Origin of the sequence: Kitasatospora cineracea, assembly GCF_003751605.1 — a bacterium.
Classification (GTDB): domain Bacteria; phylum Actinomycetota; class Actinomycetes; order Streptomycetales; family Streptomycetaceae; genus Kitasatospora; species Kitasatospora cineracea.
Window position 1 is genome coordinate 5300556 of the sequence record NZ_RJVJ01000001.1, and the last position, 12492, is coordinate 5313047.

11 protein-coding genes are annotated in these 12492 nt (G+C 69.6%); 7 read left to right on the forward strand and 4 right to left on the reverse strand.

From position 1 onward, the window contains the following. Positions 1-2 precede the first annotated feature (2 nt). Genes EDD39_RS23880 through EDD39_RS23890 form a run of 3 tightly spaced genes read right to left on the reverse strand, consistent with a single transcriptional unit; the run spans position 3 to position 2723 of the window. Positions 3-773, reverse strand: coding sequence for an ABC transporter permease (locus EDD39_RS23880; protein WP_123559172.1), 771 nt, complete (start codon positions 771-773; stop codon positions 3-5). Then, the gene (locus tag EDD39_RS23885; protein WP_208765568.1) at positions 766-1635 is read right to left on the reverse strand and encodes an ABC transporter permease; all 870 of its coding nucleotides are present in this window, start codon (positions 1633-1635) and stop codon (positions 766-768) included. The genes EDD39_RS23880 and EDD39_RS23885 overlap by 8 nt, the downstream gene beginning before the upstream one ends. Further along, complete coding sequence (locus EDD39_RS23890; RefSeq protein ID WP_244256963.1) at positions 1632-2723, reverse strand: polyamine ABC transporter substrate-binding protein; 1092 nt, start codon at positions 2721-2723, stop codon at positions 1632-1634. Before EDD39_RS23890 ends, EDD39_RS23885 begins: the two co-directional genes overlap by 4 nt. Before the next feature lie 153 nt (positions 2724-2876). Here EDD39_RS23890 and EDD39_RS23895 point away from each other — a divergent pair, with 153 nt between their 5' ends. Continuing rightward, a complete protein-coding gene (locus EDD39_RS23895) occupies positions 2877-3818 on the forward strand; it encodes an aminoglycoside phosphotransferase (RefSeq protein ID WP_123559174.1) in 942 nt (313 codons plus the stop codon). Then, positions 3818-4753, forward strand: a complete 936-nt coding sequence (locus EDD39_RS23900; RefSeq protein ID WP_123559176.1) for an SIS domain-containing protein — start codon at positions 3818-3820, stop codon at positions 4751-4753. Before EDD39_RS23895 ends, EDD39_RS23900 begins: the two co-directional genes overlap by 1 nt. Before the next feature lie 261 nt (positions 4754-5014). Here the strand turns inward: EDD39_RS23900 and EDD39_RS23905 are convergent, their stop codons facing one another. Further along, on the reverse strand, positions 5015-5680 hold the full coding sequence (locus tag EDD39_RS23905; protein ID WP_123559178.1) for a TetR/AcrR family transcriptional regulator: 666 nt from the start codon (positions 5678-5680) through the stop codon (positions 5015-5017). 104 nt (positions 5681-5784) lie between these two features. Between EDD39_RS23905 and EDD39_RS23910 the strand changes: the two genes are divergently transcribed. The 5 genes from EDD39_RS23910 (at position 5785) to EDD39_RS23930 (ending at position 12430) form a co-directional block, all read left to right on the forward strand. After that, positions 5785-7065, forward strand: coding sequence for a glycosyltransferase (locus tag EDD39_RS23910; RefSeq protein WP_244256965.1), 1281 nt, complete (start codon positions 5785-5787; stop codon positions 7063-7065). Next, complete coding sequence (locus EDD39_RS23915; RefSeq protein ID WP_123559182.1) at positions 7062-8462, forward strand: NAD(P)/FAD-dependent oxidoreductase; 1401 nt, start codon at positions 7062-7064, stop codon at positions 8460-8462. The genes EDD39_RS23910 and EDD39_RS23915 overlap by 4 nt, the downstream gene beginning before the upstream one ends. A 26-nt stretch (positions 8463-8488) precedes the next feature. Then, positions 8489-9895, forward strand: a complete 1407-nt coding sequence (locus tag EDD39_RS23920; protein WP_123559185.1) for an aldehyde dehydrogenase family protein — start codon at positions 8489-8491, stop codon at positions 9893-9895. Between the two features lie 445 nt (positions 9896-10340). Continuing rightward, positions 10341-10814 (forward strand): hotdog family protein, encoded by a 474-nt coding sequence (locus tag EDD39_RS23925; protein ID WP_162870109.1) that lies wholly within the window; start codon positions 10341-10343, stop codon positions 10812-10814. Between the two features lie 293 nt (positions 10815-11107). Continuing rightward, positions 11108-12430, forward strand: a complete 1323-nt coding sequence (locus EDD39_RS23930; protein WP_425269761.1) for an NAD(P)/FAD-dependent oxidoreductase — start codon at positions 11108-11110, stop codon at positions 12428-12430. Positions 12431-12492: the final 62 nt, after the last annotated feature.

Below are 12492 nucleotides of genomic sequence, written 5' to 3' on the forward strand. Positions count from 1 at the left end.
TCCTAACGGAGGGAGTCGGTGAGACGGGTGAGGCGCTGGGCGAGGATCACGACGGTGAAGCTCACCGCCAGGAGGACCGTGGCGAGCGCGTTGATCTCGGGGGTGACACCGAAGCGGACCATCGAGTAGATGACGATCGGCAGGGTCGGGTCCTTGGGCCCGGCGGTGAAGAAGGCGATCACGAACTCGTCGATCGACAGGGTGAAGGTGAGGAGCGCGCCCGCGACGATGCCGGGAAGCAGCGTCGGCAAAGTGATGCGCAGGAACGTGGCCGCCGGACCGGCGCCCAGATCCCGGGAGGCTTCTTCCAGCGAGGTGTCGACGTGCGACAGCCGGGTGCGGACCACGGTCGTGACGAAGGCCAGCCCGAACACGGTGTGGGCGAGCAGCACCGAGTGGAGGCCGAGTGTTGCCTGGACCGAGGAGTAGAAGGCCAGCAGGCCGATCGCCAGCACCACGTCCGGGACGACCGCGGGAAGGGTGGCGAGTGCCCCGAGCAGTCTGGAGCGCGTGTGCCGCGCCAGGCCCACGGCCAGCAGCGTGCCGAGGACGGTCGAGAGCGCGGTCGCGCCCGACGCCACGATCAGGGTGTTGACCAGACCCTTGCGGATCTGCTGGTCGCCGGCGAGCTTCCCGTACCACGACGTGCTGAAGCCACCCCAGGAGTACGGCGTCTCAAGGGCGTTGAACGACATGACGACCAGCACGACGATCGGCGCGTACAGGAACAGGTACGTCATCCAGAAGGGCCCGTACAGCCAGCGGCTACGCATGGTCCTCCTCTCCGGAGAAGCGCCGCGCAGTCCATGCCTGCGCCGTGAGCAGCAGAATCAGGACGGCGACGACGGCTGCCGCCAGAACCGACCCGAACGGCCAGTCGCGGGCCTTGAGGAACTGGTCGCGGATCAGGTTGCCGACCATGATGCGCTTGCCGCCGCCGAGGAGTTCGGGGATGACGAAGTTGCCGAGGGAGGGGACGAACACGAAGACGCAGCCGGTGAGGGTGCCGGGCAGCGTCAGCGGGAGCGTCACGGACAGGAAGGTCCGGGCAGGATGCGCCCCCAGGTTCGCCGATGCCTCGCGCAGCTGAGGGTCCAGCCGCTCGATCGCCGAGTACAGCGGAAGGATCATGAGCGGCAGGTAGGCGTACAGCAGGCCGGTGACGATCGCCCCGTCGGTGTAGAGGAGTTGGAGGGGCTTGTCGACGAGGCCCAGATCGATCAGCGCGGAGTTGACCAGGCCCTGCGAGTTCAGCAGGACGATCCAGGCGTAGGTGCGGATCAGGAAGTTGGTCCAGAACGGCAGTACCACCGCCACCAGGGCGAACGCCTTCCAGCGGGCCGGCAGGTGGGCGATGACGTAGGCCGTGGGGTACCCGATCAGCAGCGCGAGCACGGTGGTGATCAGCGCCAGCGTCACCGAGTGCATCAGCACGTCGGCATAGATCGGGTCGGCGGCCCGGGCGAAGTTGCCGCCGTTGGCCTCGTAGACGATCCCGCCGAAGCGCCCCCGCTTGAAGACCGTGTAGCTCAGGACGAGGCCGAGCGGGACGACGAGGAAGACCAGGAGGTAGGCCAGGCCGGGGCCGAGCAGGACGAACGGCTCGGCGCGCAGCCGTCTGACGCGCCCCCTCACTTGGCGGTGACCTCAGTGGCGATCTGGGTGTACGCCGGTCCGGCGTCGCCGAGGTCGACCAGACCCTCACCCTTGAGCAGATCGGCGGGGGTCATCGCCAGCGCCGGGTAGTTCTTGAGCAGGGCGGGGTCGACCTTGGCCATGGCCGCGGCATTGGGGACCTTGTAGAGGATGTTGGAGACGGCCCAGCCGTGCACCTCGGGGTCGAGGACGTCGTTGATGAACGCGTGGGCGGCTTCCTTGTTCTTGGAGGACTTGAGGATCACCATCGTGTCGACCCAGAGGTCGCTGCCCTCCTTGGGCACCACGAACTTGATGTCCTTCTGGTCCGTGGGGCACCAGCCGTCCCAGGCTTCGGCCAGTGCCACCTCGCCGGACTTCAGCCGGTCGCCGAACGTGGTGTCGTCGAAGGCCAGCAGGTTTCCCTTCGCCTTCACCAAGGTGTCCTTGACCTGGTCGAGCTGCGCCTTGTCCTGGGTGTTGGCGGAGAAGCCGAGCACCTTCTGGGCGGGCAGCATGAGCCAGCGCTCGGTGGCCAGCATGGTGACCTTGTTCTTGAGCGCGGGCCTCGGGTCGAGGAGGTCCTTCCAACTGTCGGGGTCGTACCCGGTGAGGTCGCGCCGGTAGCAGAGCCCGGTGGTGCCCCAGGTGTAGGGGACCGAGTACTTGTTGCCCTTGTCGTAGGCGAGCTGGGTCGCTTCGGGCGAGAGGTTCTTCAGGTTCGGGACCAGCTCGGGGTGGATCGGTTCGAGCAGGCCCTGTTCGGCGAGCGCCTGGGCGTACTGGCCGGATACGAAGGCGACGTCGATGCCGCTGTCGCCGCCTGCGGTCAGCTTGGCGACCACCTCCTCGTTGGTGGCGTGCTTGGTGACCGTGACGGTGGTCCCGGTCTTCGCCTTGAACGTGGCCGGTAGGTCCTCCGGCATGTACTTGTCCCAGTTGGAGATCGTGAGCGTCTGCTTGCTCAGGTCGGCCGAGGGGTCCAACTGGTCGGGTGCGGCGGGGCCTTCGGAGGAGGGGCCTCCACCACAGGCGGCGAGGGTCAGGACGAGAGCCGCGGTGAGCGTCGCGGCCGACATGCGGCGCATGCCGGCACCACCTTCCGGGTCGGGGGGACTGCGGACGGAGGCCGAGTGTTGCATCTCACGTCAACATGGACAAGACTCTGTTCGCCTTGCTGGGGTCTATTTCTTGTTACGGAACTGAATATGGATTCAAAAGACCTAGTTCACCCGGATGGGGTGCCCAGCCCCTACACGGCACGGGACTTCGCCCCGCTGCCGCCACTCGACGACCTTGACGAGCGGCCCATCCCGGACGACCAGACCCATCGGTCCGTGGTCGTCGGGGACCGGTTCGTCGTCAAGTGGTTCACGCCGCCCACGCCGCCTCCGCACCGCGCCCTGACGGTCCTGGAACGGCTGGCCGCGGCCGGGTTCACTGCCACGGCGCAGCCCTACCGTGCGGTGTTCGGGCCCGACGACGCCCTGGTCGCACTCGTCACCGCCTTCCTGCCCGAGGCCCGGGACGGCTGGCAGTGGTGCGTCACCGCGGCCCTCTCGGAGGAACCGGCAGGAAGGGTCCTGGGAGACGTCACCCGGGAGTTGCACCGGGCGCTCGCCGCACCGACCACGGCCGATCCGTCACCGGTCGTTCGGGGAAGGCTGGAGCGACTGCCGGCAGCGCTCGCCGTACTCGACGAGGCCCTCGCGCTGACCGACGATCCGTGGCTGCACGGCGTCGCCCCCCGGCTGCGCGCCGACCTCAACCAGCCGGGCGATCCGGCCGTCACGCCGCTGCTGCGCATCCACGGCGATCTCCACGTCGGCCAGGTCCTGCGCTGGCGCGGGGGGTACGCGGTCATCGACTTCGACGGCAACCCCGCGGTGGCTTCCGACGAACTGCAGCCCGCAGCGCGGGACGTCGCGCAGATGCTGACCAGTCTGGAGCATGTCGGACAGGTCGCCCGGCGGCGCAACGGCCACGACGCCTCCGCCTGGGTGCGCCAGGCCCGCGCCGACTTCCTCGCCGCCTACGGCGCACCCGAGGTCTTCGACGAACGCCTGCTCAAGGCGTTCTCCATCGAGCAGGAGTGCCGGGAGCTGATATACGCAGCCCGGTTCCTGCCCCGCTGGCGCTACGCCCCACTGGGCGTACTTCGCTCCTGGTACGAAGGGCACTGATGGATCCCGCACTCTTCCGCTCGGACATCGAGGCCAAGCCCGAGTCGATGCGCACCCTGGCGGCCGAACTCCGCGGCGCCGACCCCTTCACCCGGCTTCAAGCCGTGGAGAGGGTGGTGTTCCTCGGCATGGGAAGCTCCCGCTATGCCGCCACCGTCGCCGCCCACCGGCTGCGCCGCGCCGGGATCGACGCGGTCGCCGAATACGCCTCCGCCCTCCCCGCGCCTGCCAGGGCCGGAACCCTGGTAGTGGCGATCTCCGCGACCGGTGCCAGCCGCGAGGTCCTCGACGCTCTCCCCGCCTACCCGGGGCACGTCGCCCTGACCAATGTGGCAGGCTCGCCCGTCACCGAGGGCGCTTCTCTTGTGGTGCCGATGCTCGCGGGAGAGGAGAAGGGCGGCGTCGCGTGCCGTTCCTTCCAGCACACGCTGGCGCTGCTCCTGGCCCTGGAGAACCGGCTGACCGGCGCCGGACGCGATCTGCCCGGCCTGCTGGAACGTGCGGCCGAGGCCAGTGAGGACCTGCTGGAAGGCAGGTGGTTGGCCGCAGCCGGCCCGCTCCTCGACAGCTCCGACGGCTTGTACGCGATCGCGCCCTACGAACGGATCTCCTCGGCCGAGCAGTCCGCCCTGATGGTTCGCGAAGGACCACGCCGCCCCGCGGACGCCTGCGAGACCGGTGACTGGGCACACGTGGACGTCTACCTGACCAAGACGCGGGACTACCGGGCCCTGCTGTTCCCCGGCTCTCGCTACGACGCCCAGGTGATGGAGTGGATCAACCTCCGCGGCTCCACCGTCGTGACGGTCGGCGGACAGGTGCGGGGCGCGCGGGCCGCGGTCCGCTATCGCCACGACACCGACCCCGACGTCGCGTTGCTCACCGAGACCCTGGTGGCCGAGCTTCTCGCCGCCACATGGTGGAGCCGCGGCTGACGTCCCGTCACGGTTCGATGGACCGACTCGACCGGATCCGGTCCCTGTCTGCGGGCCGCATTCCCCACGCGATGGCTCGGCCGGGGCAGGGTGGACAGGGAACCGCCTCCGCCGAGACCACAGCGACGCGAGCCATGGGAGCGCCGTATCGGCCGGGCTGGGGACCACACGCCGCCAGAGCCTTATTGATGGCGGGTTCAAATGAAATTGCCGACAGGGCGAGGCCGCCTTCCGGCGCGCACCAGCAGGAACGCCCTCGCCCTAGGCTTGCGGGGCTCCGGTCGCCTTGGTCCTCCGTCGGGCCGGCGCCTTGGGCGGGGCGTGCCGCTCCAGCGGATGGCCGGTGCACTGGCGCGCGTAGTCGAGTATCAGCTCGGCGGCCTCGTCGGGGCCGATCAGCGGGTGCCGTGCCACGATCCGGTAGCCGTAGGCGTCTTCGAGGGCCACCAGGTTGCGCGAGATCGTCACGGAGTCCCCCGTGAGGGCGAACACGCCCTGTGCCGCACCCGTCTCCAGGACCAGCTGGTACATCGTCACCTGACGGTCGTAGAGAGCGGTGAGCAGGGTGGCGTACACCCGGTTGCGCCCCGCCGAGCCCCCCAGCTCGCACAGCAGCCGGACGTCGGCGTCGTCCGGACCCGACGGCAGCCCCGAGCGGATCGTGGTGATGAGCCGCTCCGCCGGGTCGGCGATCGCTGCGATCTTCTTCATGCGCAGGTCGTAGAAGCGCTCCATGCCCGCGTGGTGCGCCTCGAGCAGCAGGTCGTTCAAGTTGGGGTAGTGGTACAGGACCGCGCCCGAGGTCAGCCCGGCCACTTCGGCGACCTGGTTGAGGTGGACCCCGTCGGTGCCGTACAGCACCATCGCCTTTCGGGCCGCCTCGATGAGGTCCAGGCGCCGCTCTGTCTTCGGCTTGCGTGTGGCCATGCTTCATTCTCCGCTCTCCCTGACCCTTGACGGGGATGCTCCCATCCTATTTGAATCACCCTTCAGTTAGGGGGAGGCCCCCTTCTGAGCTCCAGGGAGCTGCCGTGGCCCGACAGTTGACGGTCCTGTTCATGCCGGAGAGCGCCTACGGGCCGACCAACAATTGCATCGGCGTCGGTGACGTGCTCCGCCGCCGAGGCCACCGGGTCGTGTTCGCCGCCGAGGCCTCGTGGAGGGGCAAGCTCGCCGCGCTCGGCTTCGAGGAGGACCTGGTGGAGCTCGCGCCTCCGGCCGAGGACGCCGAGGAGCAGGACGCCGGACAGTTCTGGAAGGACTTCATCCGCAGCACCGCACCGGAGTTCCGCAAACCGACCTTCGAGCAGCTCGACACCTGGGTCAAACCGGTCTGGGAGGAACTGGTGGCCGGCGCGAAGTACTGCGAGCCGCAGCTCAAGGCGATCATCGACAGGGTGAAGCCCGACGTCATCGTGGAGGACAACGTGGTGGCGTTCCCCGCGCTGACCACGGCCGGCGTCCCGTTCGTCCGCATCGTCTCGTGCAACCCCCTGGAGGTGAAGTCCTCCGGGATACCGCCGGCCTTCTCCGGCTACCCCGCCGCCGACCGGTCCGGCTGGGACGCCTTCCGCGCCGAGTACGACCGCACCCACCGCGAACTGTGGGAGAGCTTCAACGCCTGGGTCGTCGAGCAGGGGGCCCGCCCGTTGCCCGACCTGGAGTTCATCCACGACGGCGACCTCAACCTGTACGTCTACCCGGAGATAGCCGACTACCCGCGGACCCTGGACGCGTCGTGGCACCGGCTGGAGTCCTCCGTGCGCGGTACGGACGAGCACTTCGAGCTGCCGGAGAGCCTCCGGGGCGGCAGGGGCTCCTTGGTCTACTTCTCGTTGGGGTCCCTCGGGTCGGCAGACGTCGAACTGATGCGGCGGGTCGTCGCCGCGCTCGCGAAGACGCCGCACCGCTACATCGTCTCCAAGGGGCCGTTGCACGCGGAGATCGAACTGGCTCCGAACATGTGGGGGGCCGAGTTCGTCCCGCAGACCCAGGTGATTCCGCTCGTCGACTTGGTGATCACCCACGGTGGGAACAACACCACCACCGAAAGCCTCCACTTCGGCAAGCCGATGATCCTGCTGCCGCTGTTCTGGGACCAGTACGACAACGCCCAGCGGATCGACGAACTCGGCCTAGGTGTCCGCCTGGACACCTACCGCTTCACCGACGACGAGCTGATCGCCGCCATCGACAGGCTCCTCAACGACAAGGACCTGCACGCCCGTCTCGCCCGTGCCGGTGCGGATGTCCGAGCCCGTGACGGCGTCACCCTGGCCGCCGAACTCATCGAACGTGCGGCCAAGGCATGATCCTTGGTACGGCACCCGGCCTGGCCGACGCCCGCGAAGCGGTCTTCTGGACCGACCGGCCGGGTCGGCCGGGGCCCTTCCCCGCACTGACCGGGCGAGCCGAGGCGGACCTGGTCGTGGTCGGCGGCGGCTTCACCGGACTGTGGGCCGCGATCATGGCAAAGGAGGAGTACCCAGGGACCGACGTCCTGCTGCTGGAAGCGTCCACGATCGGCTTCGGGGGCAGCGGCCGCAACGGCGGGTTCATCTCCGACTCCCTCACCCACGGCCTCTCGCACGGGGCGTCCCGCTGGCCGTCGGAGCTGAAGACGCTGGTGCGGCTCGGCCGGGAGAACCTCACCGAGATCGTCGAAACCCTGGACAGGCACGAGGCGGACGTGGGGTTGCGGCTGACCGGAAAGACCACGGTGGCAGTCGCCCCTCACCAGGTCGGCGAGCTGCGCGCGCTCGAACGGCTCCACCTCGAGCACGGCGACGACGCCGTCTGGCTGGATGCCGAGGAGATGCGAGCCGACGTCGACTCCCCGACGTACCTGGGCGGACTGCGAGTCCGCTCCACCGGAGGGCTGGTCGACCCCGGGCTCCTCGTCGACGCCTTGACGCGGATCGCCGAACGGCTCGGAGTGCGGCTGCACGAACGGACCCCCGTCACCGGCATGGCGCGTGCAGGCGCGGGGCTGCGGGTGGCGACCGGCAACGGGTCGGTCATCGCCGGGCAGGTCCTCCTCGCCACGAACGCCTACCCGGCCCCCTTGAGACGGCTGCGCCACCTGGTCCTGCCCGTGTGGGACTACGCGCTGATGACGGAACCCCTGTCGCCGCCACAACTGGCCTCGCTGGGCTGGCGCGAACGGCAGGGGCTCACGGACGCCGGCAACCAGTTCCACTACTACCGGCTCACCTCCGACGACCGGATCTTGTGGGGCGGCTACGACGCGATCTACCACCGCGGCGGGACCGTCGACGACCACGAGGCCCGCCGGCCGGCCTCGTACGCCCTGCTCGCCCGGCACTTCTTCGAGACCTTCCCGCAACTGGAGGGGCTCGGCTTCAGCCACCGCTGGGGCGGAGCGATCGACTCCACCAGCCGGTTCACCGCCACCTTCGGGACCGCGTTCGGCGGCCGGGTCGGTTACGCCGTCGGCTACACCGGGCTGGGCGTCGCGGCATCCCGCTTCGGCGCCCGGGTCGCCCTGGACCTGCTCGCCCGACGGGCCACCGAGAGCACCGCACTGAAGATGGTGCGTCGTTCCCCCGCGCCCTTCCCGCCGGAGCCCCTGCGCTGGCCGATCGTCGAGCTCACCCGGCGCGCACTGGTCCGCGCGGACCGGCGCGAGGGCCGCCGCGGCCCTTGGCTCCGGCTCCTCGACGCGTTCGGCGTCGGCTTCAACTCCTAACCGCCCAGCTGTGAGAGAAGGCTTTCATGCGTCAGCTGATCAACCCTGCCGACGGGCAGGTATGCGCAGAGGTCAAGGACACCGATCCGGCGGAACTGCCGGGGATCGTCGCAACGGCGCGGGTCGCGCAGGCCACGTGGCGGGACGCGACGCCCGGTGAGCGCGCACGGGTGCTGCTGCGCCTGGCCGACCTGGTCGAGGCCAACGCCACCGAGCTCACCCGGCTCGAGGTCGAGGAGACCGGAAAGCCGGCGGCCGTGTTCGCCGACGGCGAGCTGCCGTTCGCCGCCGACAACCTGAGGTTCTTCGCCGGTGCCGCGCGATCGCTCGACGGAAGCGGAGCCGGGGTGCTCAGCTCCGGGTACACCTCGATGCTGCTGCGCCGGCCCGTCGGGGTCGTCGCCTCGATCGCGCCGTGGAACTTCCCCCTCGTCATGGCGATCTGGAAGATCGGGCCCGCGGTGGCCGCGGGCAACGCCGTCATCATCAAGCCCGCACCGCAGACGCCGCGCGGCACGCTCCGGCTGGCCGAGCTCATCGTCGAGGCGGGAGCCCCGCACGGCCTCGTCCAGGTCGTACTGGGCGACGCAGCCGTCGGCGAAGCACTGGTCACCGCCCCCGGGGTGGACATGGTGAGCGTCACCGGCTCGACCGCGACCGGCAAGGCCGTCATGCGCGGAGCGGTCGAGGGCCTCAAGCGGGTCCACCTCGAACTCGGCGGCAAAGCGCCAGGACTGGTCTTCCCCGACGCCGACCTCGAGCAGATGAGCGGCGGCCTGGTCATGGGAACCACCTACAACACCGGCCAGGACTGCACTGCGGCGACCCGCGTCTACGCCCACCGTGCCGTCTTCGACGAAGCCGTCGACGCGCTCAGGGACGCGATGGGTGCAGTTCGCCCCGGAGACCCGTGGGCGGAGGGCACCGACATCGGCCCACTGATCTCCGCGGCACACCGCGACCGCGTCGACGGCTTCGTCCGCCGCGCCGTCGCCGAAGGTGCGAGCGCGCTGTGTGGTGGAACACCGCTGGACAGGCCCGGCTTCTACTACCCGCCGACGCTGTTGGTCGGCGCCGCCCAGGACAGCGAGATCGTTCAGGGAGAGGTCTTCGGCCCCGTCCTGGTCGTGCTCCCCTTCGACGACGAGGACGACGCCGTCCGTCTGGCCAACGACACCCCCTACGGGCTGGCCTCCTCGATCTGGACCGGCGACGTCTCCCGCGCGCTGCGCGTGGCCCACCGCCTCGACGTGGGCGTCACCTGGATCAACGACCACCTGCCGATCGCTTCCGAGGCCCCGCACGGCGGTGTCAAGGGCAGCGGTTTCGGCAAGGACATGAGCCAGGAGTCGGTTGCGGAATACTCGGTGACCCGGCACGTCATGGTGAAGCACGCTGCTCCCGCCGCCCGGGACTCCTTCCGCCCCGCCTGATCCGACCGCGGAACCTCCCCTCCGCGGGCCGTCGGGCGGTATGTTCGGGCCGGCAGCCGCCCGCGGAAGCGGCGGCTGCCGGTCCGTTCCCTTCCTTGGCACGCGCTTTGCGGCTGCCCGTCTCCACTCGACCGCGTCTTCCGGAACCAGCCGCCGGAGGTGCGATGCCCGCCGGCTTCATTCCGGAGAACACCGGTGGTCCACTCCAGGACGGCGGCCGCCGAAAGTGAAGATCGTCCGCGGGGAGGAGCACCGGCTGCTGCCCCGCGACATGTCCGGCCGCTCCCCGCTCCGTTGAAAGGGATGCGGCCGCCCCTCGAAGGCGGGGCGGGCCACCGTAACGAGACACGCCAGCCCTTGCTCAATATTACTCTCGTTATATAATCATCGTTACATGAAGGCGTCGTTGTGGCGCTCATCCAATGACGCGCGGAAGGACAGGCCGATGGACAGGGAGCCGATCAGCAACGGCGTAATCCCGGCGGTTGTCGGGGAGGTGGTCACCGGCGAGCCGTTCGTGGTGTCCCGCGAGGACGTCGAACGCTTCGAGAGCGGGACGTGGATCGACCGCGCCTACCCCGAGGGCGACGTGCCGGAGTTCCCCGAGGACCTCGTCGAGGGATTCCACCTCCTCGCCCTGGTCGACCCGGTGCTCCAGTTCGCGCTGGGCGACAACCGCGGCGGTATGTGGGGTCTGAACTACGGGCTCGACAAGGTCCGTTTCATCTCCCAGGTGCACGTCGGCGACAGCATCGTGCCGACCTTCGAGACCCTCGCGGTCGAGCCGAAGGACGGGGGCTTCAAGGTCCTCCGGCGCTGCACCTTCACCATCGAGGGCTCCGAGCGACCCGCGATGGTCGCCGACTGGTGGGGCTACCAACTGCCGCGCGGCATCGTGGAAGCCTCCCGGAGGCTCTGACTCCTGCGGCTGGGCGAAGGCCTGCCGTCCCGAGGCGTTGCACCGGCCCGTCGGCGATCGGAGCGTTCCGCGACCCGACGCCGACGGGTCCGCCGGCATCCGCCCGGACACCGTGCCGCCCTGCTCCGTCGAGGACGCCGGAGCAAGGCGCAACCCCGATCGCCGCACCGGCCAAGAACGACACGAAACCAGGAACCCACGTGAGACACCATCAGACCGCCTACGAACGCAACGCCCCCGACCCCCGCGTAGTCGAGCGCGCCTTCGCAGGAACCAAGAACGGGGTCTACTGGCTGGAAGAAGCCGACGCGCGGACGCAGTACCCCGCGCTCTCCGCGTCCACCACGTCGGACCTGACCATCGTCGGTGGCGGTTACCTCGGCCTGTGGACCGCTGTGAACGCAAAGCGCCGCGACCCCGGTCGGCGCGTGCTGCTCCTGGAAGCCCAGAACATCGGCTGGGCGGCCTCCGGGCGCAACGGCGGGTTCTGCGAGGCATCCATCACGCACGGGGACGAGAACGGCCGCGCCAGGTGGCCCGAAGAGTTCGACACCCTGCACAGGCTCGGCGAGGAGAACCTCGACGCGTTCGAGCAGGACGTGCGCGACCTCGGCCTCGACTGCCACTGGGAACGCACCGGTACGCTCTCGGTCGCCGTGGAGGAGCACCAGATTCCGTGGCTCCAGGACGCCGAGCACGGACTCGACCGTGCCGCGGTCCAGGCCCAGATCCACAGCCCCCTCTTCCTCCACGGCGCGCTCGACCCCCACGGCGCCGCCCTGGTCCATCCCGCCCGTCTCGCCCTCGAACTGGCCCGCGCCGCAGTGGACCTGGGCGTCGAGATCCACGAGCAGTCGGAAGTCGTCGACCTCCGCACCAACAAGGCTGCGACGGCCGTCGACGTGCGGACGGCACGCGCCACGGTCACCTCGGACCACGTGGTCCTGGCGACCAACGTGTTCCGCTCCCTGCTGCGCCGGAACCGCCTGATGACGATCCCGGTCTACGACTACGTCCTGACCACAGAGCCGCTCGACGCCCGGCAGCTGGAATCGATCGGATGGCGCGGTCGCCAAGGACTCACGGACCTGGCGAACCAGTTCCACTACGCGCGCCTGACACAGGACAACCGCATCCTCTACGGAGGGTACGACGCGATCTACCACCCCGGCCGCCGAGTCAAGCAGGAGTACGAGAACCGCCCCGAGAGCTTCTCGCGACTGGCGTCGCACTTCTTCGCCACCTTCCCCCAGCTCGAGGACATCGGCTTCAGCCACCGCTGGGCCGGCGCGATCGACACGTGCACCCAGTTCACGGCCTTCTACGGACTCACCCACCGCGGCCGCGTCGCCCACGCCACCGGGTTCACCGGTCTGGGCGTGGGGGCGACACGCTTCGCCGCCGACGTCCTGCTCGACCTGCTGACGGGCGAGAAGACACCGCGGACCGAGCTGGAGATGGTCCGCAAGCGCCCTCTGCCGTTCCCTCCCGAGCCCATCGCCAGCGCGGGCATCAACCTCACCCGCTGGGCACTCGACCGCGCTGACCACCGGCAGGGACGACGGAACCTGTTCCTGCGGACCCTCGACGCGGCCGGACTGGGTTTCGACTCCTGAGGCGCCTTCACCGGTCCCGTCTCCCCGCATAGGTGTGGTCCGCCGGCCGGAGCCGAGTTCGC

Bases quoted from the DNA above. Each gene is read 5' to 3' on its own strand.
- EDD39_RS23920 (WP_123559185.1), top strand. From the start codon at position 8,489: ATGCGTCAGCTGATCAACCCTGCCGACGGGCAGGTATGCGCAGAGGTC.
- EDD39_RS23925 (WP_162870109.1), top strand. From the start codon at position 10,341: ATGGACAGGGAGCCGATCAGCAACGGCGTAATCCCGGCGGTTGTCGGG.
- EDD39_RS23880 (WP_123559172.1), bottom strand. From the start codon at position 773: ATGCGTAGCCGCTGGCTGTACGGGCCCTTCTGGATGACGTACCTGTTC.
- EDD39_RS23915 (WP_123559182.1), top strand. From the start codon at position 7,062: ATGATCCTTGGTACGGCACCCGGCCTGGCCGACGCCCGCGAAGCGGTC.
- EDD39_RS23900 (WP_123559176.1), top strand. From the start codon at position 3,818: ATGGATCCCGCACTCTTCCGCTCGGACATCGAGGCCAAGCCCGAGTCG.
- EDD39_RS23890 (WP_244256963.1), bottom strand. From the start codon at position 2,723: ATGCGCCGCATGTCGGCCGCGACGCTCACCGCGGCTCTCGTCCTGACC.
- EDD39_RS23905 (WP_123559178.1), bottom strand. From the start codon at position 5,680: ATGGCCACACGCAAGCCGAAGACAGAGCGGCGCCTGGACCTCATCGAG.